This window comes from Desulfoluna sp. CLI2B (assembly GCF_056847375.1).
This window is the reverse complement of record NZ_CP186557.1, coordinates 2,549,395-2,576,131: the sequence shown is the minus strand read 5'-3', so window position 1 is coordinate 2,576,131 and position 26,737 is coordinate 2,549,395. Positions and strand designations below refer to the sequence as shown.

The 26,737-nt window shown below is 55.0% G+C and carries 19 protein-coding genes; 11 read left to right on the top strand and 8 right to left on the bottom strand.

Annotated elements, in window-relative coordinates; all coding sequences use genetic code 11:
• Positions 1-178: 178 nt before the first annotated feature.
• Positions 179-1,999, bottom strand: coding sequence for a translational GTPase TypA (gene typA / locus ACOYW2_RS12190; protein WP_482770577.1), 1,821 nt, complete (start codon positions 1,997-1,999; stop codon positions 179-181).
• 521 nt (positions 2,000-2,520) lie between these two features.
• On the opposite strand from typA, the gene ACOYW2_RS12185 reads away from it, so the two are divergent.
• The 3 genes from ACOYW2_RS12185 to ACOYW2_RS12175 all read left to right on the top strand — a co-directional run bounded on the left by ACOYW2_RS12185 (position 2,521) and on the right by ACOYW2_RS12175 (position 4,481).
• The gene (locus ACOYW2_RS12185; protein WP_482770576.1) at positions 2,521-2,775 is read left to right on the top strand and encodes a hypothetical protein; all 255 of its coding nucleotides are present in this window, start codon (positions 2,521-2,523) and stop codon (positions 2,773-2,775) included.
• A gap of 27 nt (positions 2,776-2,802) precedes the next feature.
• Positions 2,803-3,282 carry a YcgN family cysteine cluster protein gene (locus ACOYW2_RS12180; RefSeq protein ID WP_482770575.1) on the top strand — a complete coding sequence of 160 codons (480 nt, stop codon included), beginning with the start codon at positions 2,803-2,805 and terminating at the stop codon, positions 3,280-3,282.
• 308 nt (positions 3,283-3,590) lie between these two features.
• Positions 3,591-4,481, top strand: coding sequence for a M48 family metalloprotease (locus tag ACOYW2_RS12175; RefSeq protein WP_482416113.1), 891 nt, complete (start codon positions 3,591-3,593; stop codon positions 4,479-4,481).
• A gap of 407 nt (positions 4,482-4,888) precedes the next feature.
• Here ACOYW2_RS12175 and ACOYW2_RS12170 read toward each other — a convergent pair whose 3' ends face one another.
• Positions 4,889-6,685, bottom strand: coding sequence for a B12-binding domain-containing radical SAM protein (locus ACOYW2_RS12170; protein ID WP_482770574.1), 1,797 nt, complete (start codon positions 6,683-6,685; stop codon positions 4,889-4,891).
• A gap of 236 nt (positions 6,686-6,921) precedes the next feature.
• Between ACOYW2_RS12170 and ACOYW2_RS12165 the strand changes: the two genes are divergently transcribed.
• Positions 6,922-7,647 carry an RNA methyltransferase gene (locus ACOYW2_RS12165; protein ID WP_482770573.1) on the top strand — a complete coding sequence of 242 codons (726 nt, stop codon included), beginning with the start codon at positions 6,922-6,924 and terminating at the stop codon, positions 7,645-7,647.
• Between the two features lie 1,351 nt (positions 7,648-8,998).
• Here ACOYW2_RS12165 and ACOYW2_RS12160 read toward each other — a convergent pair.
• The 5 genes from ACOYW2_RS12160 to ACOYW2_RS12140 all read right to left on the bottom strand — a co-directional run bounded on the left by ACOYW2_RS12160 (position 8,999) and on the right by ACOYW2_RS12140 (position 15,182).
• Positions 8,999-9,922 (bottom strand): bifunctional 5,10-methylenetetrahydrofolate dehydrogenase/5,10-methenyltetrahydrofolate cyclohydrolase, encoded by a 924-nt coding sequence (locus tag ACOYW2_RS12160; RefSeq protein WP_482770572.1) that lies wholly within the window; start codon positions 9,920-9,922, stop codon positions 8,999-9,001.
• A gap of 220 nt (positions 9,923-10,142) precedes the next feature.
• The gene (locus ACOYW2_RS12155) at positions 10,143-10,775 is read right to left on the bottom strand and encodes a cyclodeaminase/cyclohydrolase family protein (RefSeq protein ID WP_180141448.1); all 633 of its coding nucleotides are present in this window, start codon (positions 10,773-10,775) and stop codon (positions 10,143-10,145) included.
• A gap of 539 nt (positions 10,776-11,314) precedes the next feature.
• A complete protein-coding gene (locus tag ACOYW2_RS12150; RefSeq protein WP_482770571.1) occupies positions 11,315-12,562 on the bottom strand; it encodes a M48 family metallopeptidase in 1,248 nt (415 codons plus the stop codon).
• A 154-nt stretch (positions 12,563-12,716) separates the two neighbouring features.
• Positions 12,717-14,840, bottom strand: coding sequence for a carboxy terminal-processing peptidase (locus tag ACOYW2_RS12145; protein ID WP_482770570.1), 2,124 nt, complete (start codon positions 14,838-14,840; stop codon positions 12,717-12,719).
• Between the two features lie 72 nt (positions 14,841-14,912).
• Positions 14,913-15,182, bottom strand: coding sequence for a hypothetical protein (locus ACOYW2_RS12140; protein ID WP_482416119.1), 270 nt, complete (start codon positions 15,180-15,182; stop codon positions 14,913-14,915).
• Positions 15,183-16,053: 871 nt separating this feature from the next.
• On the opposite strand from ACOYW2_RS12140, the gene ACOYW2_RS12135 reads away from it, so the two are divergent.
• Genes ACOYW2_RS12135 through ACOYW2_RS12125 form a run of 3 tightly spaced genes read left to right on the top strand, consistent with a single transcriptional unit; the run spans position 16,054 to position 19,065 of the window.
• Positions 16,054-16,977, top strand: a complete 924-nt coding sequence (locus ACOYW2_RS12135) for a serine/threonine-protein kinase (protein WP_482770569.1) — start codon at positions 16,054-16,056, stop codon at positions 16,975-16,977.
• Positions 16,974-18,686 carry a hypothetical protein gene (locus ACOYW2_RS12130; RefSeq protein ID WP_482770568.1) on the top strand — a complete coding sequence of 571 codons (1,713 nt, stop codon included), beginning with the start codon at positions 16,974-16,976 and terminating at the stop codon, positions 18,684-18,686. Before ACOYW2_RS12135 ends, ACOYW2_RS12130 begins: the two co-directional genes overlap by 4 nt.
• Positions 18,687-18,738: 52 nt before the next feature.
• Complete coding sequence (locus ACOYW2_RS12125) at positions 18,739-19,065, top strand: diguanylate cyclase domain-containing protein (protein ID WP_482770567.1); 327 nt, start codon at positions 18,739-18,741, stop codon at positions 19,063-19,065.
• Between the two features lie 294 nt (positions 19,066-19,359).
• Here the strand turns inward: ACOYW2_RS12125 and ACOYW2_RS12120 are convergent, their stop codons facing one another.
• Complete coding sequence (locus ACOYW2_RS12120; protein ID WP_482416122.1) at positions 19,360-19,686, bottom strand: hypothetical protein; 327 nt, start codon at positions 19,684-19,686, stop codon at positions 19,360-19,362.
• Between the two features lie 1,855 nt (positions 19,687-21,541).
• Here ACOYW2_RS12120 and ACOYW2_RS12115 point away from each other — a divergent pair.
• The 4 genes from ACOYW2_RS12115 to cysC all read left to right on the top strand — a co-directional run bounded on the left by ACOYW2_RS12115 (position 21,542) and on the right by cysC (position 26,707).
• Positions 21,542-21,892: a four helix bundle protein gene (locus tag ACOYW2_RS12115; protein WP_482416123.1), complete on the top strand. Its 351-nt coding sequence runs from the start codon at positions 21,542-21,544 to the stop codon at positions 21,890-21,892.
• A 64-nt stretch (positions 21,893-21,956) separates the two neighbouring features.
• Positions 21,957-23,327: an MBL fold metallo-hydrolase RNA specificity domain-containing protein gene (locus ACOYW2_RS12110; protein WP_482770566.1), complete on the top strand. Its 1,371-nt coding sequence runs from the start codon at positions 21,957-21,959 to the stop codon at positions 23,325-23,327.
• A gap of 320 nt (positions 23,328-23,647) precedes the next feature.
• Complete coding sequence (locus ACOYW2_RS12105) at positions 23,648-24,937, top strand: nucleotide sugar dehydrogenase (RefSeq protein ID WP_482770565.1); 1,290 nt, start codon at positions 23,648-23,650, stop codon at positions 24,935-24,937.
• Between the two features lie 1,149 nt (positions 24,938-26,086).
• A complete protein-coding gene (gene cysC / locus ACOYW2_RS12100; RefSeq protein ID WP_482770564.1) occupies positions 26,087-26,707 on the top strand; it encodes an adenylyl-sulfate kinase in 621 nt (206 codons plus the stop codon).
• Positions 26,708-26,737 lie beyond the last annotated feature (30 nt).

Sequence of the window (26,737 nt, the reverse complement as noted above, 5' to 3'; positions counted from 1 at the left end):
GGGGATGCGGGTGATTTCCAGAATCGTGTAGTATGCCGCCGTCATTGCCGTTGCTGCCACGGAAAAGATGAAAGAACAAGGTGGTGGTGGCCGTTTGCATGTTTCATTCATCCAAACGCAAACCGCCCTTCACGCTGAACGTGAAGAGCGGTTTCTAACCTATTGGAATGAAGGGGTCTTATGCATCCTTTTTAGGCCGCATCTGGTACCGCTTCTGCTGGGAGAGGATGGCCTTTCTCAGGCGGATGGAGATGGGGGTAACCTCCACCATCTCGTCATCACGGATGAAGTTGATGGCCTGCTCCAGGGTCAGGGGCTTCACCGGGGTGCAGACAACGTTGTCGTCTTTGCCGGAGGCGCGCATGTTGGTGAGCTTTTTCTCTTTGCAGGCGTTGACGTTGATGTCGCCCTCTTTGTTGTGCTCACCGATGATCATGCCTTCGTAGACGGGAACTCCGGGGGGGATGATCATGCGGCCGCGGGGCTCCAGATTGAATAGGGCGTAAGGCACGGACTGGCCTTTTCGGTCGCAGACGATGGAGCCGGTGTAACGGGTGGGGAAGGTTCCCCTGAAGGGCTCGTATCCCTGGAAGATGGAGTTCATGATACCGGTGCCCTTGGTGTCGGTGAGGAACTCATCACGGTAGCCGATGAGGGAGCGTGAGGGGATGGAGAACTCCATGTTCACGCGGCCTCGGCCGTTGTTGGTGAGGTTGATGAGCTTGCCCTTTCTGAGGGACAGCTTTTCGGTGATCACGCCCATGAAGTTTTCATCGCAGTCCACGTAGACGTTCTCGATGGGCTCGGTGCGGACCCCGTCCTCTTCCTTGAAGATAACCTCGGGACGACCCACGCAGAGCTCAAAACCTTCCCGGCGCATGGTCTCGATGAGGATGGCCATCTGGAATTCGCCGCGGCCCTTGACCATGAAACACTCGCGGTCGTCGGTGAGCTCCACTTTCATGGAGACGTTTTTCATGGACTCTTTTTCGAGGCGGTCCAGGATCTTGCTGGACTGAACGATCTTGCCCTCCTGGCCGGCCAGGGGCGAGGTGTTGATGGTAAAGCGCATGGCAACGGTGGGCTCGTCCACGGTGACACGGGGGAGGGCCACGGCGTTGTCCATCTCGCAGACGGTGTCTCCGATCTGGATCTCTTCGATGCCGGAGATGACGGCAATATCCCCTGCGGCAACGGTCTCGGTCTCGCTGATGCTGAGCCCGTCGTAAATCTGAACCTTGGTGACCTTGATGCGGACGGCTTTGCCCTCTTCGTTGATGTATACCAGGGGCGTTTTGGTGGACAGGGGCCTGTTGTAGACCCTGCCGATGGCCAGTCTGCCCAGGTAATCAGAGTACCCGAGGTCGGAGATGAGGATCTGCAGGGGTTTCTCCGAGTTGATCACCGGTGCGGGCAGGTCGTTGACGATCCTTGTGAACAGGGGCGTGAGGTCGGTGCCCTTTTCTTCCAGGGTATCCTGGGCGATGCCGTCCCTGCCGATGGCGTAGAGGACGGGGAAGTCGAGCTGCTCGTCGGTGGCGTCCAGGTCGATGAAGAGGTCGTAGATCTCGTCGAGTACCTCGTCGGGGCGGGCATCGGCGCGGTCGATCTTGTTGATGGCCACAATGACTTTAAGGCCTGCTTCCAGTGTCTTTTTCAGAGCAAGAGCAGATTCGGGAAGGGGGCCTTCGGAGGCCACCAGCAGAATGGCACCGTCCACCATGGAGAGGGCACGCTCCACCTCGCCGCTGAAGTCGGCGTGGCCGGGGGTATCGAGGATGTTGATACGGGTCCCGTTCCAGTTGACGGAGCAGTTTTTGGCGGAGATGGTGATGCCGCGTTCCTTTTCAAGGTCCATGTTGTCCATGAGCCGGTCTTCCACTTCCTGGTCTTCGCGGAACAGGCCGCTCTGACGGAACATGGCGTCCACGAGGGTGGTTTTGCCGTGGTCAACGTGGGCAATGATGGCGATGTTTCTGATGGTGTTACAGACTGTCATGTGTGGGTCTTCCTCTTGGTTGATGGTTCTTCACAATGCCAACACTACGATGCTTCGCCGCCGGAAGAAATCTGCCGGAGACCTCTGTGGGGGGTGTTACGGAACCATCATATGTCAAGCCGAAACCGGCTGTTGGGCATGGGTGCTCCCTGGTATCGGGGGGGAGCCTGTTGGGGCAACGCCGAGATCCGGGGTTTTTTTAGAATACACAGATATTCAAACAATTGCGGCTCATCACATACTCATATTTTGCCACAGAAACAACCGAAAAAGCGATGGCGACTCATTTTTTCGGGGGGCACTGCCTGTGAAAATGCCGGGGCTCCGCACGCCAGGCAGAGGAGGGGCAAGGGCACAAAGGTGCTGAACGTGTGCTTTTTCCGGTCCGGGGACAGTGTCTGAACGGTTGAAAATCGCGGGGTGATGCTCTATATTCTTTTTTTCCCGGTTTGAATCCCCGGAAACGCCCCAGGCGGTTTTTCGGGGCTTGTGTTGAACTGTAAGATACGGAGTGGTGAAACATGGAATATGCACGTACCGCCGATGAACTGGATGCCCTGGTGGAGGCCAACCCGGACCGATTTCCCACGGAATTCATTGAGGAAGGCTCCCTTGCCGACGTTTTAATGAAAAAACACACATACAAAGAGCTGGCCACCATGGTTCAGATGCCGGCAGATCCCGAGCAGATGAAAGAGTGGGACCTGACGGAAGACCAGTGGACCGAACAGGTGACCCTTGCATGGCTTGCGTTCAAGCACGAGCATTCCCTTTAAACCTGGCACCGAAGGATTCGCCGGATCGTGAAAAAGACCGAAAAAAAAAGAGAGCATGAGGCCGATGTGCCGTTCTGGGAGAACACCCCCCTGTCCCGAATGACTCGGAAACAGTGGGAATCCCTCTGCGACGGGTGCGGCCTCTGCTGCATGGAGAAGCTTGAGGACGCCGATACCGGTGTCATTTACGTGACCTCCGTGGCCTGCCGATACCTGGACCTTGAAAGCTGTAGGTGTCGGATTTACGAGAACCGCACGTACATCAACGATGTGTGTGTGGAGCTGATGCCCGGCTCTGTGGAGCATTACCACTGGCTGCCGGAAACCTGCGCCTATCGAAGGGTCCTGGCCGGCAAGCCTCTTCCTTCCTGGCACCCCCTTATTTGCGGGAGTGCAAAGCAGATGAAGAAAGCCGGTGCCACGGCCAGTGACAGGGCCATCTCCGGTGAATCCATCCATCCCGATGACCTTTACCGGTTTATCGACTACGAAGTGCCGTCGAAGTGATCCCAACGCCCCTGTCAAAAGGGGCTTGGTCCTTCGGATTTTCCCGCCTGTTTTTTTACGCTTTTTTTTATGTCCGTTCCCCTCTCTTTTCCTTGCATCTCGATAATTTGTGACTAATTTATGACATGGGAAATCTTCAGGGTTTCCCCATGTAACGCAATGGCAGTGGCGGTGTGGCTGTCACAGAAGGGTTTTGTGACGGTGCCGTTTCCGCCCCTGCTTGACAGGGCAGGTGGGCTATGATGGAGCGTGTGATAGAACGGCAAAACAACATCAGTTTTGTAAAATCAACAGCAGCAGCATGGGCCTTGGCGTCTTTGCTGCTTTTTTTGGCCCATATTCTGGGGGGGCCTCTTTTTTCCATTCCGGCTGCGGTGGGGGGGCTGCTGGCCTACCACCTGACGCCGAGGATCTCTCCGGCCGTGGTGCTTCGATTTTACAGAGGGGTTCCGGTGACGGAGTTCCAGATGCCGGGTTTGCATCGCCTGGTGAAGGACCTGGCCACGGATGCACGGCTCACCAATGCCCCGGAAATCTGGATTTTACCCAGTGCACGGTCCATTGCCTTTGTGACGGGAGACCGGCAAAGCTCCGCCATTGCCTTGTCCAGGGGGATCCTTGACGCCCTGACCAGGGATGAACTGGCAGGGGTTGTGGCCCATGAGCTGAGCCATGTGGCCCACAACGACAGCCGCATCATGTGGTTTTCCGAAATCACGGTGAAAATGGTCAATGTGCTCTCCATCATCGGGCAGTTGATGGTGCTCATCAATCTTCCGGCCATCTTTGCAGGGGAACGGGAGGTCTCTCTTCTCCTGCTGGCCGTTGTGGTGACGGCCCCTGTGGCGGCGCTGCTGCTTCAGCTGCACCTGCTGCGGACCCGGGAGTTCGCAGCCGACACAGGCTCTGCCAAACTTCTGGGCTCACCAAGGCCCCTGATACAGGCGCTGCGAAAGCTTGAAGGCGGCCGCTCCCCGTTGCTTATGCGCTGGGTGGCTGGCCGCAGGGAGCAGCGCGGGCATACGCTGTTGCGCACCCATCCACCGGTTCGGGAGCGGATCTGTCGGCTCAAGCGGTTGGAATCGGACCCTCGGTGGCAGAGGACCTACACCCCGGTGACGGAACAGGAGCTCGTGGAGATGCTCCTTCCGGGCCACGGGGCAAAGGTGGTGGTGTTGAGGGATCGTGAGGGGGGATAGTGAATAGGGGGTAGTGAATAGGGAATAGGGAATAGGGAGAGAGCGCGTTTTCTGTCGGTCGAAGATTTTGGGGCGTTTTTGTTTGGCAGGGCCTAAGCTATCTGCCATGGGGACCACTCACCACTCACCACTCACCATTAACTCTGAGTGACGTAGGGTGCGCTTGCGAACCGTCGAAGAACCGTAACGGTCATAAAACCCATCTGCGGGTGACCTGCACGCAGCATAAACGTGTCAAAAGACGTTGGTTTCATCAAACAGATGGTGCGCAAGCACACCCTACAGGATGTCACATAATAAGCTGTTAAAGCCACTCTGGCATTCTGAGGTAAATTGGGCTGCATACGTACTGTCAATTGCCCTTCTATGTGTCGAAAAATGGACCATTTCCCCTGTTTCACCACTCACTAAAACACCCAATCCCCGGATCCGGTTAAGGCTCGCCACCTGGCCATGGCCGTGTGGTCCGAAAAGGCCACGGGAAACATTTCATCCGCAAAGGGGGCCATGGCTTCCTGCCAGGCTTTGAGCGATGGGCTGTCCGGTGCGTCGATGACGGCGCCGTCGGCGTCGCTGAGGGTTTCCAGGTCTTCCCGGCTGGGAAGAGTGTCTCCTTTGAAGCGTTTCAAGGTGCGTCCCATGGGGACGGAAAGAGGACGCGGATCTTCGCTGACCAGTGTGCAGAGGATGGCTCGGTTGCCGGGGCGCTGGTCCAGCAGAGCCAGGTCGTTGTCCAGAAAATGGGGCCGGGAAAGGGGGAGGTCGGTTACGATGTGTAACGCGTCGGGAAGGTTTTCAGGCTCGACCCAGATGATTTCAAGCGGTGTGTGCGGGTTGTGGGCGACACAGGCCTCAAGGATGCCAAAAACCGTTGCCTCGTCCGTCACCTCGGGGGTGATGACCACCTGATAGGGGGCGGAGAGCCGGGGGGCGGTAAGGCGTGCCTCGTCTGCGGTTGTCTCCGTTGTCACCACAAAGGTGGCGATGAGTTCCCTGCTGTCCGGGTTGATATGACGGTGGGCAGGCAGGTTGCCGGATGTCCAGGAGAGGTCCACCTCAGGGGGCGTGATCAGGTCCATGTCCAGCAGGGACTCTGCCCAGTCCAGGGCCAGGGTGATCTCATCGGGCTTGAAGCCCGGGGTCTCGATGATGGTGTACGGAGGCTTGTCCTGGTACCGGAGCCCCAAGGCTTCACTCTCCTTTCGGAAGGCGGTGCCCGGGAGCAGTGCAAGGGGGAAGACCTGCATGTCGTCGTCCAGGCCGTTTTCCTTTACAAAGCCCAGGGAGCGCGAGAAGCTGGCGAGGTCATCGCCGGGGAGGCCGATGATGAGGTCCACCGTGGAAAGGATTCCGTGGTCCTTGAGATGGTTCACCCCGTCGATGAACCGTGTGAGGTCTGTCTTGCGACCCATGAGTTTCTGGGCCTGGGGGCAGGTGGACTGAAGGCCGATTTCAAACACGGTGAACCCGGCTTCGGCAAACAGCTCCGCGGCCTCGGCGTCGATCCATTCGGCGCGTATTTCGCTGCGCAGGGAGAGGCGTTTGTCCGGGTTGAGCTTTGCGATCTCTTTGAGCAGCTCTTTGAGCCCGGGGCGGGCGTTCAGTGACGGGTCCAGGAGATAAAGCTCCTTGACCCCTTTTTGTACGGCCCAGCCGATCCCTTCGAGCACCTTGTCATCGGAGAGAAAGGTGAGGCCTTTGCGGGCTTTGTTGTAGTAGCAGAACTTGCACCCGTAGGGGCAGCCTCGCTGGGTCTCCAGGAGCATGATCTCTTCCGGACCGGGGTCGAGGAGCTTTTCCATGTACGGGTTTTTGGCGTCCATGAAAAACTCCGGGGCGCAGCCGAAGGCCTCTTTTTGCTCCCAGAATTCCGGTTCATTCAAAAGCCTGACAAAGATCTCTTCCCCTTCGCCGTACACACGGAAATCAATGGCCGGATGGCGGGTGAGCTCATTATCGGCCGTTACCTCGGGACCTCCGGCCACGATGCGCGTTCCGCACCTTTTTTTGACCTCTTCGGCAAGGCGCAGGGAGCGCTCCACGTTCCAGCAGGTGAGGGTCAGCCCGAGGATATCGGGGCGCTTCCGGCAGATCTCTTCCAGAATAACGGTATCCCCTCCATGGGTGGCCAGGGGCTCGGGGAAGATTTCCACGCGGGCGTCGGTATGGGCCTCGGCTGCAAGTTTCAGGCAGGCGGCCCCCAAAGGAGTTGGGCGCCGACTTGGTGCCTGGGAACGGGGAGTTGGACAAGAAGGGTATGGGGCATGAAAAAGCCTTGGGATCCTGGGGTTAAAAAAAGAGAACATATGCGTTTTTTTGCCGGTCTGGTATGACAGTGGGGTTTCTATCAGAATCCGGGGATGCTATAAAGAGCGTTTTTTATCCTAAGATCGTGTAATCAGGAGTTGTATGAAGACAGAGCAGATATCCATTCCGGGGCGTGGCGGGTCCCCAGCCCCTTCCCATCGGTCACTTGTCCAGGGCCATGATGAATTTCGGTTTTTCACGTCTGGTGCTCGTGAACCCCCAGTGCAACCATTTGTCCATGGATGCCCTGCGAATGGCGGTAAAGACAAAGCGGATCCTTGAAGAGGCCGTGGTGGTGGATACCCTTGCCGAAGCATTGGAAGGGGTTCATTACGCCTTTGGCACCACACGGCGTTTTGGCAAGTACCGAAATGTTTTCTACACCCCGGATGAGCTGGCGGAAAAGCTTCACCCCAAAGGCGACGAGGTCAAAGCCGCCCTGGTCTTCGGACGGGAAGACAAAGGCCTGAAGACCGAAGAACTGGACCTGTGCCAGTATTTCATCACCCTCCCCACGGACGAGGCCTATCCCTCCATGAACCTTGCCCAGGCCGTCACCGTCTGCCTCTACGAGGTCCGTAAACGCTTTGCCGGGCCCACCCCTGAAGGCATCGATACCCGGGTTCCCGCCACCAACGAATCCCTGGAACGCATGCTCCGCCACATGCAGCAGACCCTCCTTGATATCGAATATTTAGACCCCTTAAGCCCCGATCACCTCCTCCGTACCTACCGCCGCCTCTTCGGCCAGAGTGACATCACCGAACGTGAGGTCAATATCCTTCAGGGCCTCTGGAGCCGGATCGACTGGACGGAGAGCGAGCGGTTGAAGTGGAAAAAAATGGTGGAAGAAAAATAGGGAATAGCAAATTCGGTGTTTTTTTTGTTGGCTCCACGGGGTGTTGTAGGGTGCGCCGTGCGCACCGCAGGCGATTCAAGACCCGGAATTATCCGATTTCATAAGGACATGTGATTGACCCAAAGCCGGTGGTTTGCGTTACGTAAATCGGTGCGGGAGCCGCACCCTACGCTTCGCAGCCCAGGTGGGACCGGGGGGTCCTTGGGGGCAGGGAATCGTTTTCTCCATGGCGGCAAAAGGCCGTTGTCCCGTAGGGTGCGCCGTGCGCACCGTCGATTACCAAAGAAAGCGGATGGGTTACGGCGCATTGCAATGGCGTTGGCTGTGGTCAAAGCCGATGGCTCCGCGTACCGTTTTGCGGTGCGGGGGCCGCACCCTACGCTTCGCAGCCCAGGCGGGACCGGGGGTTCCGTGGGGACAGGGAATCGTTTTCGCCATGGCGGTAAAAGGCCGTTGTCCCGTAGGGTGCGCCGCGCGCACCGTCGATTACCAAAGAAAGCGGATGGGTTACGGCGCCTTGCAATGGCGTTGGCTGTGTCCAAAGCCGATGGCTCCGCGTACCGTTTTGCGGTGCGGAGGCCGCACCCTACGCTTCGCAGCCCAGGCGGGACCGGGGGGGCCGTGGGGACAGGGAATCGTTTTCGCCATGGCGGCAAAAGGCCGTTGTCCCGTAGGGTGCGCCGTGCGCACCGTCGATTACCAAAGAAAGCGGATGGGTTACGGCGCATTGCGATGGCGTTGGCTGTGGCCAAAGCCGCTGGCCTCGCGTACCGTTTTGCGGTGCGGGAGCCGCACCCTACGCTTCGCAGCCCAGGCGGGACCGGGGGGGGGCGTGGTAACAGGGAATCGTTTTCGCCATGGCGGCAAAAGGCCGTTGTCCCCTATGGTGCGCCGTGCGTACCGTGGATTACCAAAGAAAGCGGATGGGTTACGGCGCCTTGCAATGGCGTTGGCTGTGGCTAAAGCCGATGGCTCCGCGTACCGTTTTGCGGTGCGGGAGTCGCACCCTACGCTTCGCAGCCCAGGCGGGGCCGGGGGTTCCGTGGGGACAGGTAATCGTTTTCGCCATGGCGGCAAAAGGCCGTTGTCCCGTAGGGTGCGCCGTGCGCACCGTAGATTACCAAAGAAAGCGGATGGGTTACGGCGCCTTGCAATGGCGTTGGCTGTGGCCAAAGCCGATGGCCTCGCGTTACGTTTGCGGTGCGGGGGCCGCACCCCACGGGATGTCATTCGGTCGGGGTGCTTCGAAAGCATAAAAAAAAGCCGCTGGAGATTCTCCAGCGGCTTTTGGTTTTCTGTCAGAGGCCCGTGACCAAAATTACCTATGGCCTATTGCCCCATAACCTTTTTCTTACGCTTTTTCACACGCTGCCACCGTGTGCTTGCAGAGCACCGATGTGGTTACTGAGCCGACCCCCGCGGGGACCGGAGAGATGCGGGCAACGATGGGCTCCACGTTGGCGTAGTCCACGTCGCCGCAGTATTTGCCGGGGTTTTCCGGATCGGCGTTGATGCCGACGTCGATGAAGGTCTGGCCGGCTGCGGCGGCATCGGCTTTGACGAGGCGGGGGACGCCGGCGGCGGCCACGATGATGTCCGCCTCTTTGCAGACGTCGGCGGTGGTGACGCCTTCAAGGCGTTTGGCAAGGCTCATGGTGCCTTCTTTCAGGGCAAGCTCGTCCACGCACAGGGTGCCTGTTTCGTCGATGTAGCAGGTGGTGACGGCGGCACCGGCTTTGAGGAGAAGGTAGGAGACGGGTTTGCCCACCACGGCTCCCTGGCCGATGACCACGCATTTTTTGCCTTCAAGGGGCACGTTGTAGTGGGCCAGCATGTCCATGCAGGCTGTGGGGGTGCAGGGGGGGAAGCCGGAGCCGTTGCCTGCAAAGAGTTTATCGGCGCTGATGGGGCTCAGACAGTCCACATCCTTTTCCACGGGAATCAGGCTCTTGATTTTGTTCTCGTCCAGGTGGGAGGGGAGGGGGGCGAACATGAGGATGCCGTGGATGTCGGAGCGGGCACCTACATCGGAGACGGCCTTTTCAAGGTCGGCCTCGGTGATGGCTTCATCGTGCTCAAACACCTCGTACTCCATGCCCACGGCCGTGCAGGTTTTTTTTGCGCCCCCTTCATAGAACAGGTCGTCGGGGCGGGCACCCACGCGGATGATTCCGAGCTTCGGTGTGGTTCCTTTGGTTTTGAGAGCGGTCACTTTGTCCGTCAGGGAAGCCTTGATGGCATCGGCCACGGGTTTGCCTGTTAAACGTTCTGCCATGTCTGTCGTCCTTTCCGGTCTCCAGAAATAAAGGAGCCCATGTGAAATTGATTCCTGTAAAATAAGAGAAGAATCCTTGCCTGACGCAGCGGCTCCCTTGTGAGGCGGTCTACGGGCAGGTGCGGTGCCCGAGCAGGGAGTCGTTTTGTATGTTCTGCACCGTGCCCCGCTGAAGACGGCGGGCGCTTTGTCCCGCCGTGTGTTGCCAGGGCCCGTTGCGTTATTTCGTCAGCTTTTCCATCACGATCTCAAGGGTGTCGTCCGCATCCACTGTCCCCTGCTCCATGAGGATGTCCATCTCATTACGGGTGGCCGCAAGGTAGTCTTCATCCTTAATGGAGTTCAGGTTGATGATGACGTTGAGCTGGGCGGAGATGAGGGCCGCTTTGAGAAAGGCCACGCCGCAGCCCACATCGGAGACGGCCATGACCGTGCCGATTTCACCCATGCGTTTGTGAATGGCGATGCCTTCGCAGGCCTTTCGCATGATCTGCATGGGGACGCTGCACGCTGTTTTGCAGCAGGACTCGATGGTCTCGGCCTTGATTGCCGCCTCTTCCGGGGTGGCTTTGGGCAGGCTGTAGGCTTTGGCAAGGGGCTTGAACACCTCGGCGTCCGCGTCGATGAGGGCCAGGAGTTCCCGAATGACAACGTCGCCTTTTTTCAGGAGTTCCAGGACTTCACCTTCCACATCCTGGTACTTCTTCTTGCCTGTGGTCAGGTTGCCCACCATGTTGGAGAGGGCCATGCCGACGGCACCGCCCAGGGCTGCAGCTCCGCCGCCTCCGGGAATGGGGGCTTTGGATGCAAGTTGTGAGAGAAATTCTTTGGATGAGAGTTCGGCCATGGACATAACGGCAGGTTACCTCCCTGAAGTGTGAAGGGCACGTGTTCCGGGCACGCTTTGCGCACATGACGACGGCAGATTCTTTTTGCCGTCGTAACATCCGGTTTTGCCGTGGCAGCACCACTTCACGGTATGCGCAATGGTATTGCTTCAGGCCCGAAATCAAACCCTTATGGAAGAAATTAGAGTAAGTATATGGCAGTCATGTAATCGAGTGATCCCAAATCCGTCCTGTTGAAGACAAATCGTTGCAGATAGTGGTGTATTGCTTTGACTATTACTTGTTGAGCAATGCGATACTATCTACGAAACAGGACAGGATAAATTTAACTTGATATACCTTCTGTGCCGAAATTTGTCAAAAAGAATATATCTAAATAAGGAAAAAACGGTTTGACGCAAGGCTGAGTAATCTTGATCATTTTCCTATAGATGTATCCTTGGGGGAGACTCACCCCAAGCCGCAAAAATGGCTTGCGGCCGAGTCATCCGAAGGCGGTGGCAACAGCGCCGTGCGGCCGACCTGGGGTGTCTTTTCGGCAGGTTCAGGAAGGAGGCTTTTGGCCTTCCCGTTGGATGTGCCGGATGCGCTGGAGCAATGGGGGGTGGGAGTGGTTCAGGGCCACGTGAAGCGGATGGGGGTTGAGGTTGGACAGGCTGGTCTTGTGAAGGGCCTTGAGGGAGGAGACAAGGGCGCCTGAAAGACCGGAGGTTCGCACCGCGTAGGCATCGGCCTGGTACTCGTTGGCACGGGACCATGCTTGGAGCGGAAAGCCCAGGAGAAATTCCACCGGCGTGTACAGAAGGGAAAAGAAGATCAGGCCGGTGTACACCTCGATGGTGGGCATGAAAAAAGCGTCATGCAGGGGGCGAAAACTCAGGGCCAGGGAGAGGAGATAAAAGAGCACGCCGGTGTGGGCAATGGCGATGAGCAGGCCGTTACGGATGTGCCGAAGCTTGAAATGCCCCATCTCATGGGCCAGGACCGCAAGGACTTCGTCGGTGGACTGGTTGTTGACCAGGGTGTCGTAGAGGACGATGCGCCGGAACTTGCCGAACCCGGAGAAAAAGGCGTTGGCCTTGGTGGATCGCCGGGAGCCGTCCATGACGAAGATCTTCTGCAGGGGGAACCCGATGGTGTCCGCATAGGCCACGATCCGTGATTTCAGGTCCCCCTCTTCAAGGGGCGTAAAGGTGTTGAACAAGGGCATGATCCAGGTGGGGACGATGATGTTGACCCCCAGCATGAACAGGGTGACCACGGCCCAGCAGATCAGCCAGGCCGAATCGCCCGCATGCTGGAAAAAGGCAAGGATCCCTGCAAGCAGGGGAGCACCGATGGCAAGGCCGACAAGCATCCCCTTGATTCGGTCCAGGACAAAGGTTTTGAAGGTGGTTCGGTTGAATCCGAAGCGCTCTTCGATGACAAAGGTGCCGTAGAGGTCAAAGGGGAGACCAAGCAGGGACTTTAAGGCTCCGAGGAGGGCAAAGGCCGCCAGGCCGGTGAGGACCGGGCCGACGTTGAGTGCCCTGACCAGGCGATCCAGAAAGGGGAACCCCTGGAAAAACCAGAAGAGAAGAAAAAGGCCCAGGGAGAGAAGGCTCTGGAGCCACCCCATCTGCGTGCGCGCCTTGAGGTAGGCTTTGGCTTTTTGTCCTTCTTCTGGGGAGTAGAGGTCGTCGAGTTCAGGGGGGATGACTTCGGCGCCGCGGAGGTTCAGGGCATCGGCAACCATGTGGGTCAGGGTTTGGGTCAGCAGGGCGAGCAGTATAATCCAGGCGATCAAGTTCAAGGCGGCGTCCGTGTGCGTTGATGGGTGGCGAATAGAGTGAATCGTGAGCCGTAAACGGCCCCCGGTGCCGTGCCGGGGTGGTTGTCACGTGCGTCCGGTCCCGGGGCGTCGGGCAACCCGATCCCCGGGACCGGACATGGCGATCACATGTCGGTTAGTTGGCTTTTTCCTGTTTCAGCAGCATGGCAAAGTCGGAGACCACGTAAGCACACTCTTCAAGGAGGGTGTCGTCGTCATCTTCTTTGTCGTCGGAGTCATCTGTCTCCTCGTTTTCCGCCTTGCGTGATGCGGTCAGGGCTTCGTAGTCCTTAAAGGGCTTTTCCCCCTGGGCTTTTCTCAGCTCGTTTTCAAGGTCGAGGAAAAAGGCTTCGCTGCTCTCTTTTTCCGCCTTGCGGGTCTTTTCGTTGAGGGCAATGGTCTCTTTTTGCCGGAGGGTCTCAACGTACGTGTTGTAGCCCTTGAGGTATTTAAACTCAGCCGAAGCCTCGGTCCGTTTGTCGTGGCGCTCTTTGACACGGAGAACGATGGGCGTCAGGCTGGCCTGGTGGTACGGCTTGTAACGGATGGGACGGATGGTGTCCCAGGGAAGGGCTTCGGGAAGGGAGCTTTCCCCGGTCTCTTCCAGGTTGTACTCGGAAGGGAAGGAGATGTCCGGGTGGACACCCCGGTGCTGGGTGCTGGCCCCGGAGACCCTGTAGAACTTGGCGATGGTAAGCTTCAGCTGGCCGCTGTCCCGGTTGAGGTTGAGCAGGGACTGAACCGTTCCCTTGCCGAAGGTCTGGGTGCCCACGATGAGCCCGCGGCGGTAGTCCTTGATGGCGCCTGCAAAGATCTCCGAGGCCGAGGCGCTCATGCGGTTGACCAGAACGGCCAGGGGGCCGTCGTAGGTGATGCCGGGCTCGGGATCCGGGTAGGACTCCACGCGGTTGCGACGACCGCGTACAAGGACCGTGGGGCCTTTGTCGATGAACAGGCCGGTGAGGGCCGCGGCTTCGGTGAGGGCGCCGCCGCCGTTGTCCCGCAGGTCGATGACCAGGCCGTCGATGTTCTCTTCTTTCAGCTTTTCAAGGAGACGGCGCACGTCCTCGTCGCCTCTGTAGTCCGGGGCTCCTGCCTGGTGGGCGTTGAAGTCCGCGTAAAAAGCAGGGATGGTGATGACCCCGATACGCCGGGTCCCCCCCTCTTCAAGGGGGATGTCCAGGACTTTGCTGCTGGCTGCCTGGTCCTCCAGCTTCACGGTGTTTCGGGTGATGGGGATTACCTTGCTCATGGCAGAGTCCGCGCTGTCCGCGGGGATGATCCGCAAACGGACCACCGTCCCTTTGGGGCCGCGGATAAGCTGGACCACGTCATCCAGGCGCCAGCCCACCACATCGACGATCTCTTCGTTTTCCTGGCCCACGCCGATGATGCGGTCACCGGGTTTCAGGAGGTTTGATTTCTCAGCAGGTCCTGCTTTTACCAGGCTCACCACCTTGGTGTATTCGTTGTCCATCTGGAGCAGGGCACCGATGCCTTCAAGGGAGAGGCTCATGTGGATGTTGAAATCTTCCGACGCCCTGGGGGGAAGGTACTGGGTATGGGGATCGTAGAGCTCGGTGAAGGTGTTGATAAAGATGCGGTGCACGTCGCTGCTCTTCATCTGGCGCGACCGGTTCAGGCTGTTGGTGTATTTTTTGAGGAGGTTCTCTTCCGTCTTCTCAGACCCGGTATCCGACAGGCGCCTTGTGATGAGTTCGTTCTTCAGCCTGCGGCGCCACAGGTCGTCCAGGGCTTGTTTGTCTTCCGGCCAGGGGCTCTCCTCCCGGTCCCTCAGGAGGGTCTCATCTTTGGTGAAGTCCAGGGTGTCGACCTTTGATTCCAGAAAATTGGCCATGAAAGCAAATCGCTCCACGGTCCGGTGCTGGTAGAGGTTGAAGATGTCGAAGGCGGGCTGGAGGTTGCCCTGGGCAAGGGCGTTGTCCAGGACGTATCGGTATCGCTGCATGGTGGCGATATCGGCGGCGGTGAAGTAGGCTCTCCCTTTGTCCAGGGAGTCGATATAGTTGTCGAAGATGCGGCTCGACAGGTCGTCGTTGAGTGTCAGTTCCTGATAATGATGTCGTTTGAGGTTTGCGATGATGCTCACGCAGGTTTTATTGAACTCGGGAAGAGGCGCGAGGGTGATGTAATAGTCCTCTGCTGATATGGGCGCCTTGGTCTGCTGGGAGAAAACCGGCGTCGCAAACAGAAAGGACAGGGCAATGCAGGGGATCACCGCAAGGAAACGTTTTTTCATGGTTGCAGGGTATCCTTCGTCTGGGGGTCTGACAGGTAAGGGTACGCCACCCAAGGGGGTGGCGCATGGGGCTTAGGTTGATGGCTGCGATGGAAAAATGTCTTCTACCGCCAGTCCCTGAATTTTGGACAGGCAATCTTCAAGGGCCTCGTCCGGTGTATCGCCGACCCCTTGATACTCGGATGATGCATGGATCATCACGAGGTTGGGGACAGCCAGAAAGCGCCCGACAAGGGTGCCTTCGATCAGTTCATGGACGTCAATGAAAAGCGATTTTCCGTTTCTCATCAGGTTGTAACGGGTGACGCGGGTTAACACATCTCCGGTTTGTAATGATTGCATAGTGCCTCCTTGGGAACCATAATTAACACAAAAGGGGGGGGCGGAGCGAGCCTTTTTGACTGACGCGGGCCTGGGGGCTGGGGATGCGGACCCTGGTTTGCAAGGAGGTTGAGGGGCTCTCAATGAATGGTTGAGACGGCGTGTTGATATCCTACCATATTAATATATGTCTCAGTATACATGTTCGACCGCCCGATGGGAATGGTTCATCATGCTTCGATGATCATAATCCTGATATTTCATGAGTCGAGTGCGCCCATATGCAAGGCATCAGATCTGCAGATGCAATGATTTGCCCCAATGCTCTGATAACACAGAACATGGGTTCACTCGTCTCGCCCGAAGGGTGAGAAAATCGACGAATGATATTTTGAATTGTTTAACTGTCTGAATTTAAACCAATAGCTAATTGCAATGCCGGTTTGTTGAATTGGCCTGGCCGTTTATCATGTGATATTCGGGATAAGCCGCTGGCGTCCTGTTTGATTGGGGCGCCCCATGGCATGGCTCCTGCTTTGTTAATTGATGCTCCGTTGATTTCGTTGTGGTATACTGAACACCTACACACTTAAACCGGATAATTCACGAATCGCGTGAGCGCATCTTCAAGGTATCGGGCTGCAGATGGCGTCGTTTGTTTCAATGCTTCGATAACACGGAGGATAGGCTCCCTTACGACTCCCCGGAAGGGTAAGGACATGGAGCCGAAAACAGCAGATTACATTTTGCATTTTTAACATGTCCAGATTTTTCCTGAGTAACCAGCTGTAAAAATACCCTATTGATTTGGCCGGGGCGTTTTCCCATGAAGTATCCGGGCTAAAGATCCAAAGTGGGCAGACCATCCCGGGAAGGGGGCAGGGCAAGACACGTGGCGGCAATAGATACCATTAAAACAGACCATCTCATCGGCCTGGAAGTTGGGTCGTCCACCATCGTCCGGGAGCATGCGCGGGGCGGGATGGCGGTGATCTTCGTTGCGTATCAGCGAACGCTCAAGCGGCGCATTGCCTTGAAAGTCCTTCCCAAGAGCCTGATCACACCCACTGCTGCGGAGTTGTTCCATCGGGAAGCCGAATCCGCGGCAGTCCTTTATCATCCGAATATCATCCCCGTCTATGAAGTGGGGGAGACCGACGAGTTTCTCTACTTCTCCATGCAGCTCGTGGAGGGGGACTCCCTGCTACATGTCATGAAGACCGCCCGGAAGAACATCCTTCCCTCCAGGCGGACCCTTCCCGTCAAAACCGCCCTTGAAACGGGTATTCAGGTTCTCGACGCGCTGGATTACGCCCACTCGGAGGGGATCGTGCATCGGGATATCAAGCCGGGCAATATTCTTATGGAGAAGCGAAGCGGCCGACCCATCGTCCTTGATTTCGGTGTGGCCAAGGTGTTGAAAGAGGACACCAAGTCCAGGCGCGTGATCCAGGGAACGCCGGTTTACATGGCACCGGAGCAGATCATGGCCCGTAACGTCGATGGACGGTCAGACATGTACGCCTTTGGGGTTACCTTAAGTCAGTTGGTTGTTCCATCGCTGCCCTTTCCAAAGGTCGGCAGCGCCGTGGAGCTGATGAGGGAAAAGGTCAAACGCAAAGAGGGGATCTTTACGCGGCCCCTTTCGGAGTTGAACCCTCAGCTCGATGAACGGTTCGATGCCATGATTCAAAAGACCATGGCCTATGACCCGGAGGATCGGTACGCGTCCTGCGGAGAACTCAAAGAGGAGATGGCTGCCTGCCTTTCACAGCTACAGGACAGGCAGGGGATCAACAGGCGGGGTGACGAATGAAACGGAAAAATCCTCAGAAAAAACAGATCGCCGATAAGATTGGCCGCAGCTTTTCCCTTCTTTTCAATCGCGCCCTCATGTACAAGACCAATCATCCCACCACGGTTCATTCTGCCGAGGAGTTCCATCGCGTCCTCCGGGCGGAGCTGGATAAGGTCTCAGCCATTGCCCTCGTATTTCACCGGGGAGCCCTCTACGTGGATGAGGAAGCCCTGGACCCGAAGATCAATATTTCCAAAATTGCCGCAAGTTTCAAAGAGACCGGTGTGGAATCCATCTCCTTTGCAGCCGGTGTGTCCCTGGAGGATATCAATCTCCTGCTGGATATCCTGACGGACACCCAGCGCTTTGCCACCGCGGGCGCCATGAAAAATGCCCTGAAAAATCAGGGGGTCGATCTGGTGTCGGTCAATCACATTGTCTACCGGAAGGTGACCGAAGGAGAGACGGTTGTATCCAAGGCCGATGCCGAAGGCGGGCAGGGCGGGGTCTCACCGATTCAGACGTTTTTGATCGACAGGTTGATTGCCTCGGACACGGCCGGTGCCGGTACAGGGCTCTTTCGCGAGGTCTTCGGGGCCACCGAGGCCTGGGCCACGGAAGCCTTTGAAGGCGGGCTGGAGAGGTTGGAGGGTGAACTGGGTCAGCAGCTGGGCGGCCTGGACCACCAGGCTGTGGAAAAGCTGCTGAAGGGGCTGAATTATTTAAAGCAGGAGCTCCGCGAACGCGTGATATCCCGAAGGACGGGAGGTGTTGAAGGAGCCCTTGAACACGGCCTCCTGGACAAAGCCGATTCCGTGACCGACAAGGTGATGCTGGATCTGATTCGCCGGGAGTACGGCAAGGGCGCCATCAGCATTGAGAGGCTTGCCCAGATCATCCAGAGGATCCTGCCTGATCCCGATGAGCTGGTCCGGCTTCTGCCCCGCATTGAGAAGGTGCTGCTGGATGAGGGTATGCCCCTGACCGATTTCATACGGCTCTCGGAGATGCTTCACGGGTATGAAGCGGGCAGGGACGTGATGGACGCCATCGCCGAAGGGGCGGAGACCATCGGGCTCCAGAGGCAGGAACTCCTTAACGAGATCACCGACGACCCCCGGGGGGCTGCCGAGCTTATCTATCTTGCCTCGGAGATACGCAAGGCCCGTGGTGACGACGGCACCTTGACCGATGTTCTGGTGGAGTACATCGAACGCATCGGCGGTAAGATGGCCCTGGATGCCGTGGGAGAGGGGGGCAAAGAAGGGGAGGAGCATCTCCAGGGGGTGATCGCCCGTCTGGAGCAGGATATCGTTCAGAACCTGAGGGGGCGGGGCATCTCATCCGAGGTGATGGATTCTGTTGTGAACCGGTTGAACGGACGCCTTGAAGGGTGCCTGAAAAAACTGGAGTCCGACTGGGAGTTTCGGACCCTTCCTTCCGTGGGAGGCGGGTTCAAGGGAGACGCCACCAATGTGCTCTCCTATTTTGAAGAGACCATCGACAGCATGGAGGACCTTCAGTTTGTCCTTCAAAAAGCCAGGGAATCGGTGCAGGAACTTCGGGCCAAAGATGACAAGGTACAGCAAAACGCGACACCTGAAGAGAAAGAGCCTGCATCGGAGCCTCAGCCCGCCTTGCCCAAAGGCGTGTTGGGAAAGAAAAATACCTTGTACTTTATTGAAAAAGAGCTTCAGCGCCTTCGCCTTCAGCGTCGCCCTGTTTGAAATGATCGGGGCCAAGGTTTCCGTGCCCGTATCAAAGGGAACTGTCAAGGCCATGGACATCACCACCGTTGTGCTGGAATCGTTCCGTAAGATCGTGCGGGACACCGATTCTCTGGGACTTCTCGGCAACAAGCGGTTTGCTGTCCTGATGCCCATGACCGATGACGAGGATGCCCGCATCGCCCTGAGGCGTCATCTCAAGGAGCTTCAGTCCATGGTGCTTAAGGTGGGCAATGTCGCCATCGACGCCACCTTTGCAGGGGCCGTGGCCGAGTATGACGTGGAAGAGGCTCCGAACCTGCGCAAGTTTGTACAGACTGCTGAAAACGCTCTGGAAGAGATGATTTTCAGGCTGCGGAACATTCAATCGCTTCTATAGCGAAAGGCGAATGGCAGATGGTGAGTGGTGAAAACGTGTGGCCCTTGTTGCATCCATCCCCCATGTTTTGGAGCGCCGCACTCCAGTGCGGCACGAATGCCGACGCCCCTGCAAAAAGCCAAACCCATTCGCAACATCTCGGTTCGGCTTATTTCATGGCGTTCCCAAACACTCCCCGAGGCTCGGCCCCCGGACATTCACAATATTAATGATGGAGCCACAGCCAACGCCATCCCCCCCCATCCCTTTTTTCCGCTTCCTCCCCCGTAGCACGTATTTTTCATTACAATGCGCCTATGGCCTATGACCTACTTCACCTATCATCTGCTTTACCTGTTTCCCCTCCTTCATCCTGCGCTGTTCATCCTTGTAGATTTCAGCGATCCTGTCGATTTTCCGATACTGCCTTTCCAGCAGGTCTTCTGTAATGGTTCTGATCCCCCATTTTTTAAAATCGAGTTGAAGCCCATTGCCATTGGAGTCCTCGGCCCCTTCAAATTCGGCCAGGAACTCCCCGACGGATTTGAGAAGCCTGTGGATGTCTTTGATGGCGTCACACAGGGCCGGGATTTCAGTCCCTGAGAATATATCGGTGGTATGCTGGGATTCCGTGGTGTTCATGGTTGGTCTCCTCTTCGGGCATCGTGTGCATCCGGCAGCCAATGTGCTGGCGAGGCCCGTTTGGCAGGAAGTTCGATTGTTGGCCGGTAAGAAGGCATGCCGCGCAGGGTAGGGGAGAGGGACACGAAGAAAAACGCAGGAAGAAGTAGAGGGTGTTTGTCATGAAAATAGAAGCCGCTTCGTGTCCCTCGTGGCGCATAGACCGGCTCGCCCGGAGAGTGAGAAAACCGTGATTGAACGTTTTCTCGTGAAATCTCCGGGGGAGCCTTACCAGCCGTGCTTTACGCGCAGATGTCCATCGACGGTATGTCCGATCCATTCAGCAGGCCAGTCAGGGAGCGCAAGACGCGTAAACGGGTTTTGTTTTCCTTGTTAACCTTGCTGATGGCGGATTCCGGACAAACGTGCCTTGGTGAGCCTGGCAGGATATTCCTTCGTGAAAGTGAAACCGAAGGAAAATACCAGGTGCATCAGCACCCAAAGGTACGCCTTTCCGTTATCCGGCGATCAGGAAATAAACGGTAACGGCCATTTGAAGCGGCAGTAAAGCCGGGTGCGTGATAGCGGGATTCCGCGGGATGAGGAAAATACGACTTGAAAAGGGGGTGGGTGTGGTGTAAAAAATCGCTTAGCCATGACGACCTCCTGGTAAGGTTGTTTTGGTGAGGCCTGGCAGGATGTTCCCGCATCCTGTCGGGTCGCTACGTATATCGAATAATAACTAGTTATTAGTGCTCACGATAAAACCATCTCTCCGGTATGTCAATAGTTTTTTCTGATAAATCCACCTGTTATTCCCTCCTGCTGTAATTTGGCGTGTTCCATGCCTCGATCCCCTTACGGAAATGCCTGGTGTCGGTATACGTCACGTGACGAGTCCGTTGTGCTGGCCATTTTGCTTTTTTTGAAATCCAGCTGCAAGGACGCCTTGTTGATTTGCCCTGGTTATTGTCTCATCACATGTCCCGTTTATGACCCTTCACCACGTCCACATCACCCCTTCCTTACATCACGAACACTATTCTGCGTGTTATGACAGCTGCGTTATAGGAGGCATTGTAGATGCAAAGGGCTCCTGATGGGGCCGCTTGTCTTTGCTATGGTGTGGCGGACTTCTCTGGTGCATATTCCCACTATTAATAAGGCCTTCTGCCGGTGCTTTTACCTGTAGATGCTTTTCGTAATGAAGCATATTCACGGATAATTTATTTTTGTATTGACAGAGAAGAATAAAAACGAGACAACAATACTTCAAATTGGTTTGGTGGATCAGTTATGACGCAAACCTCGCGTCGCTTTGTCAGTTCAATCATAAGATTGATTTTCAGCGAAATTGAGAAAAGTGAATTTCGCAACTGCCCGACTGAATTACAATCGGGTCAATCTAAACAGTAATACGGTGTTCTCTCTTTTCCAGGAGAACAATGTTTTTTGCCATGCGTATGCATGACAGAACCGTTGTTTCTTCTTCCCCCCCTCAATGAAAAGAGACCCAAGGGCTCCTGACAGGCCCGACAGAAGTTCCCATTGATATTGTTGTACATGTTACATGCAATACCCGTCGTACCCCTTGTTGTACCAGAGACAAGCAGTGCCCGTTGTACCCATTGTCGTGCCCGAATCATGTTGTGTGACCATGACCCCCAATGGATACGGAGCTCCCTATGCGTATGCCGGGTTGGATCTCATCACCTTTACGGCGATTCGTGATTTCCCATTTCTGCGCGATTTTTTTAACAGGTGGATGTAACCTGAGGGGCGGAGCTATGCGAAGTGGGTTATAGGAAATAGGTAATAGGTAATTTAGAATATACAAGCAAATGCTGGGTGTGTTTTGTGCAAATTCGGTTAACCTATGGATTTCCTGAATCTTAAAGTATGGAATCGTGCAAAAGACCTTGCGGTATTTATCTATGTAATAACCGGTAAAAATCCTTTTGAACGGGATTATGGTTTAAAGGACCAAATACGTCGCGCCGCTGTTTCTGTTTCGAGCAATATCGCAGAAGGTGATGAACTTGGTACGAAGAAACAGGCCATCAAACATTTTTATATAGCAAAAGGCTCGTCCGCAGAAGTGTTCACCCAGGCAATTATTGCCTTTGAAGTTGGTTATATTTCGAGGGAAACGTTATGTTACATTCAGAGTGAATGTTCAGCTATTTCAAAAATGCTATACAGTCTGATTCGCTCTCGTGCAAATTAAATTGGGCCAAATGGTTGTTTTATGACCTATAACCTAAGGCCTATTACCTTGGTTTCATATCCCTATGCCTGCAAAGCTACCAACTGACTTTATCTCTCTGACGCACTTGGGAGGCGAATGTTCCGTCACCGGCTCCTGCCACCTCCTCACAATCACCCATGGCCCGACCATGTTGATCGACTGCGGACTGGTCATGGGAGAAGATTCCCTTGCGCCGTTCTCCGAGTGGCCTGTGGAGCCTGCGGACATCGATTATCTGTTCCTGACCCATGCCCATATCGATCACATCGGCCGGGTGCCGGACCTTATTGATGCTGGGTTTTCAGGGGAGATCCTCTGTACGCACCCCACCAAGGCGCTTCTCATCCCCATGCTCCATGACGCCATGGGGTTTTCAAATCGTTCCAAAGAGGAGGTTAAGCGGCTTGAGGCCGCTATCGACGAGCTTTCTTGGGGATTCGAGTATCAGCAGTCCTTTCGCCTGAACAAAGGGGTTCGGTTCAAGTTTGGGCACGCAGGGCATATTCTGGGGTCTTGCTTTATCCATTTCACAATTCCAGGAGACCCAGCACCCTACCGGATTCTTTTTTCAGGGGACCTGGGCTGCAAAGGGTCGCCCATTCTATGCGACCCGGATCCACCCGATGCCTGCGACCTTCTCATCATGGAATCTACCTACGGGGATCGAAACCATGAGGCAAGGGGCGACCGAATCCAGCGACTGGAGAAGGCGCTGAAAAGGGCCTTGGCCGACGGCGGCAAGGTGTTCATCCCCGCCTTTTCCCTGGGGCGGACCCAGGAGTTGATTTATGAGATTGACCGGATCCTTTCGTCTCAGAAACAAGGAGAAGCGGCAGGGCAGGGGAGTGACCTGAAAAACATTCCGGTTTTTGTGGATTCTCCCCTGGGGCTCAATGTCACCCATATATACGGCTCTTTGAGCGAATTCTGGGATCAAGAATCAAAACGCCTGCTTAAAGAGGGCGATCATCCCATCGACTTTGCGACGCTTTTTGCGGTAAAGTCCTACAGAGATCACCAAAAATCTCTCACGGTTTCCGGGCCGGCGGTTATTATCGCGGGCAGTGGCATGTGCACCGGAGGCCGGATCATCGACCATCTGGAAGCTGGCCTGGAAGACGCAAAGAACGATCTCTTTTTTGTGGGATACCAGGCCAAAGGCACGCTCGGTCGCGATATTCTCACATACGGTTCCCGAAAGAACGGTTACGTTCGGATCAACGGGGAGAAAGTCCAGGTCAACGCAAGGCTTCACGAACTCGGGGGGTATTCAGCCCACGCCGACCAGAGCGAGCTGGTGCGTTGGGTGGAAGAGATGCCCGAGAAGCCGGGTAAGATCACTTTGGTACATGGAGAAAAGGAGGCAAGGACGTCCTTACAGAAGGTGCTGGAAGATCGTGGTTATCGGTTATAAGACATTCAGGTAAAAGGTGTCTGGTTCTTCGTTCTGCCATCATATTCTGACTGAGCTATACACATTCTCTGGCAGAAGAATCGGAGTCGGCAAACCAAGAACACATCTAACCCGGATATTTCATGAGCTGAGCGCTGCCATAGTCAATGCATCAGGGCTGCAGATTGGGTGGTGTATCCCAAGCTCTGATAACATGCAGGATGGCGCCCGAAAGGTGAGCGCTCGATCAGACAATCGTGAGTTCCAGCGGCAACAATTCCTTGTTGCTCAGGTCTGATCGTTTTCTCATGAAATATCGGGTAATAACGGAGCCAACCATCATGATACATAATCCAGTCATCGCCGTTGTCGGTTTAGGATACGTTGGGCTTCCCCTGGCCCTCGAATTTGGAAAACAATACGAGACCATCGGTTTTGATATCAAAGAGTCCCTGGTTGAAAACTGCCGCAGGGGCGTGGACAACACCGGGGAAGTGGATGCAGGGGCCTTCAAAGCAGCGGTAAAATTTTCGGCAACCAGCGACCCCACAATGATCGGAAAAGCCGATTTTATTATCGTGGCTGTGCCGACGCCCATCAATGAAGCCCATCAACCAGACTTTTCGCCCCTTATGTCTTCCTCCGAGACCGTGGGCCGTCACATGAGCAAAGGGACCGTCGTGGTGTACGAGTCCACGGTTTTTCCGGGAGCAACGGAAGATATTTGCGTGCCCATCCTTGAGAGGGAATCGGGCATGACGTGGAAAACGGATTTCCATGTAGGCTACTCCCCTGAACGCATCAACCCGGGCGATAAAGTACGAACTCTTACAACCATCACCAAGGTTGTTTCAGGCGACACCCCGGATACCCTTGACAAAGTAAAGTCTCTCTACGGCTCCATCATCACCGCAGGAGTCCATCCCACGGCAACCATCAAGGAAGCCGAAGCCGCAAAAGTCATTGAAAATACCCAAAGGGACCTTAACATCGCCCTCATCAATGAGCTGGCCATCATCTTCGACACCCTGAACATCGATACCCTCAAATGTCTTGAAGCTGCTGGAACCAAATGGAATTTTCTCCCCTTCAGGCCCGGCCTCGTGGGCGGCCACTGCATTGGCGTTGACCCTTACTATCTCACCTACAAGGCCCAGGTAGAAGGCTATCACCCCGAAGTGATCCTCTCCGGACGCAAACGGAACGATTCCATGGGCAAGTACATCGCCCAGACCACCGTAAAGCGCCTCATGAAAAACGGCTGCCTGAACAACGGCTCTTCCGTGGCCGTCCTCGGCCTTACTTTCAAGGAAGATTGCCCGGACCTGCGCAACACACGCGTGGTGGACATCGTCGAAGAGTTTCAATCCTACGGCATCCATGTCCACGTCCACGACTCCCAGGTCGACCCCCTTGAGGCCAAGCGCCATTACGGCATCGAGCTGACCCCCTTCGACGAAATCCAAGACGTCGACGCCGTCGTCATCGCCACCGCCCATCGCGAATACAAAGCGATGCCCCTGGAAGCGTTCACAGACAAAATCAAAACCAATGGGTCTCTCATTGATGTCAAAAGTGTTCTGGATCCGGATGAGATGAGGGATTGGGGGGGGGATTTTTGGCGGTTGTAAAAGTGAGGCCGGGTGCATCGTTCAACAATATAGAGATATATACCAATAAGATCGAATTGCACCCGGAATGATATTTTTTTAAGGATCATGATGTGTTTCAGGGGTCTTACTTGACAAGCACGTCAATCGCGAATGAATCAAGTATTTTCTCGATTGTAAACCTTGTGAATGCCCTCGGAAAACCACGATATAAAGGCAGCTTTCCCTGCGAGATACAATGCTGTAAGCGTAGCCAACAGAAACCCTCTATGGTATTGATATCGATTTCATTGAAATCGTCTTCGTCATCACCTCTGGCATACTCTTCAGCCCCGTATTCAAGCTCATAAGCCCATCGCTTCATTCTTCCAGCCGGGCATAAACACTGCATTCATCGGAGTAAACCAATCTGGATATTTAACAAGACGAGTAGACCGGTCGCTGTTCAATATAGTTGACACCTATACACATCAAGCTGCGACCAATCCGAGGCCTTCAGGAACAACTTTTTCAGGGTTAAGGTAGATGTATTTTTATATTCCATATCCTTGCAAGGCCCACTCCAGCGCTCGGGGAGTTTCTTCCTGCACGAGGTTGTACCAATACGTAAAAGAAAGCAGTCACTTTCGAGACCTTATAAAGGTCAATAGATCCGCCAGTAGGGTCCTTTGACGATACGTAAATGTTCGAAAAAGCGACTCCATAAATGCGTTGCCATTACTCACTATAGAGTGGTTAAACGAGCTTGATATTTCGAGTGTTTTAAGTTTCTCTCTCAATGTTGCGACCTTCATGAGGCTACTGTTATCTGAGTGTAAAATTGGTGGCTTTCTGATGCACCCTACACGCAAAACTGTTCTATGAACAAGTTGAGCAGCATTTTCCGATGACTCACAGCCCTGGACCTCTATCTCAACAATTTTTCGGCTGAAAAGATCAAGTCAAGGATCATATAAAAGTAATAATACTGATGTTTGATCGGGCCTGGTAAGTAGGTGATGTACCAGTGCCATACCTGATTTGGAGCCGTTGCACAGTGAGTGGTTGCTTCTCCCGGGGGGCAGGATTTTGGCTAAGGCTTTGAGGTATATGCGCGTTCGTGTAGGCAAGGCCAATAAACAAATTAAAACCAAGTTTGCAACAGATCAAAATCTTGAAAAGGTTTAGGGTATGGAAGCTGCGCTAAATAAAAGCACGAATGTTACTTGGCATCACTCGAATGTTCGTAGGGCCGACAGAGAAAAATTACACGGTCATAAAGGTGCAGTTGTTTGGTTTACAGGGCTTTCTGCGTCTGGAAAATCAACGATTTCTCACTACGTAGAACAGATTTTACATGATCTTGGTTGTTCGACTTATGTATTTGACGGGGACAATGTGCGACATGGTCTTTGTGGTGACCTTGGTTTTGATGAAGTAAGCAGATCAGAAAATATTCGAAGAATTGGTGAAATGGTAAATCTATTCGTTGATGCTGGAGTCATCGCAATCACTGCATTTATATCACCGATCAAAAAGGACAGGGAAAAAGTCAGAAACATTGTCGGAAAGGAAAATTTTATAGAAGTGTTTGTGGATTGTCCTATAGAAGTCTGTATTGAAAGAGATCCTAAAGGGATTTATGCGAAAGCCCTTACTGGAGAGATAGATAATTTTACTGGTGTTTCAGCAGAATATGAACCACCAGAGATGCCAGAAATTGTCTTGAAAACAGCAAAAAGTGACTACTTTTTAGATGCAGAACGAGTTGTTGCCTTGATAAAGGAGAAGCGGTTGATATTTAGTAGTTAAAGGACTAATATATTGGGGTTACATGAATTC

Bases quoted from the DNA above. Each gene is read 5' to 3' on its own strand.
- typA (WP_482770577.1), bottom strand. From the start codon at position 1,999: ATGACAGTCTGTAACACCATCAGAAACATCGCCATCATTGCCCACGTT.
- ACOYW2_RS12185 (WP_482770576.1), top strand. From the start codon at position 2,521: ATGGAATATGCACGTACCGCCGATGAACTGGATGCCCTGGTGGAGGCC.
- ACOYW2_RS12160 (WP_482770572.1), bottom strand. From the start codon at position 9,922: ATGGCAGAACGTTTAACAGGCAAACCCGTGGCCGATGCCATCAAGGCT.
- ACOYW2_RS12155 (WP_180141448.1), bottom strand. From the start codon at position 10,775: ATGTCCATGGCCGAACTCTCATCCAAAGAATTTCTCTCACAACTTGCA.
- ACOYW2_RS12145 (WP_482770570.1), bottom strand. From the start codon at position 14,840: ATGAAAAAACGTTTCCTTGCGGTGATCCCCTGCATTGCCCTGTCCTTT.
- ACOYW2_RS12140 (WP_482416119.1), bottom strand. From the start codon at position 15,182: ATGCAATCATTACAAACCGGAGATGTGTTAACCCGCGTCACCCGTTAC.
- ACOYW2_RS12130 (WP_482770568.1), top strand. From the start codon at position 16,974: ATGAAACGGAAAAATCCTCAGAAAAAACAGATCGCCGATAAGATTGGC.
- ACOYW2_RS12125 (WP_482770567.1), top strand. From the start codon at position 18,739: ATGGACATCACCACCGTTGTGCTGGAATCGTTCCGTAAGATCGTGCGG.
- ACOYW2_RS12120 (WP_482416122.1), bottom strand. From the start codon at position 19,686: ATGAACACCACGGAATCCCAGCATACCACCGATATATTCTCAGGGACT.
- ACOYW2_RS12115 (WP_482416123.1), top strand. From the start codon at position 21,542: ATGGATTTCCTGAATCTTAAAGTATGGAATCGTGCAAAAGACCTTGCG.
- ACOYW2_RS12110 (WP_482770566.1), top strand. From the start codon at position 21,957: ATGCCTGCAAAGCTACCAACTGACTTTATCTCTCTGACGCACTTGGGA.
- ACOYW2_RS12105 (WP_482770565.1), top strand. From the start codon at position 23,648: ATGATACATAATCCAGTCATCGCCGTTGTCGGTTTAGGATACGTTGGG.
- cysC (WP_482770564.1), top strand. From the start codon at position 26,087: ATGGAAGCTGCGCTAAATAAAAGCACGAATGTTACTTGGCATCACTCG.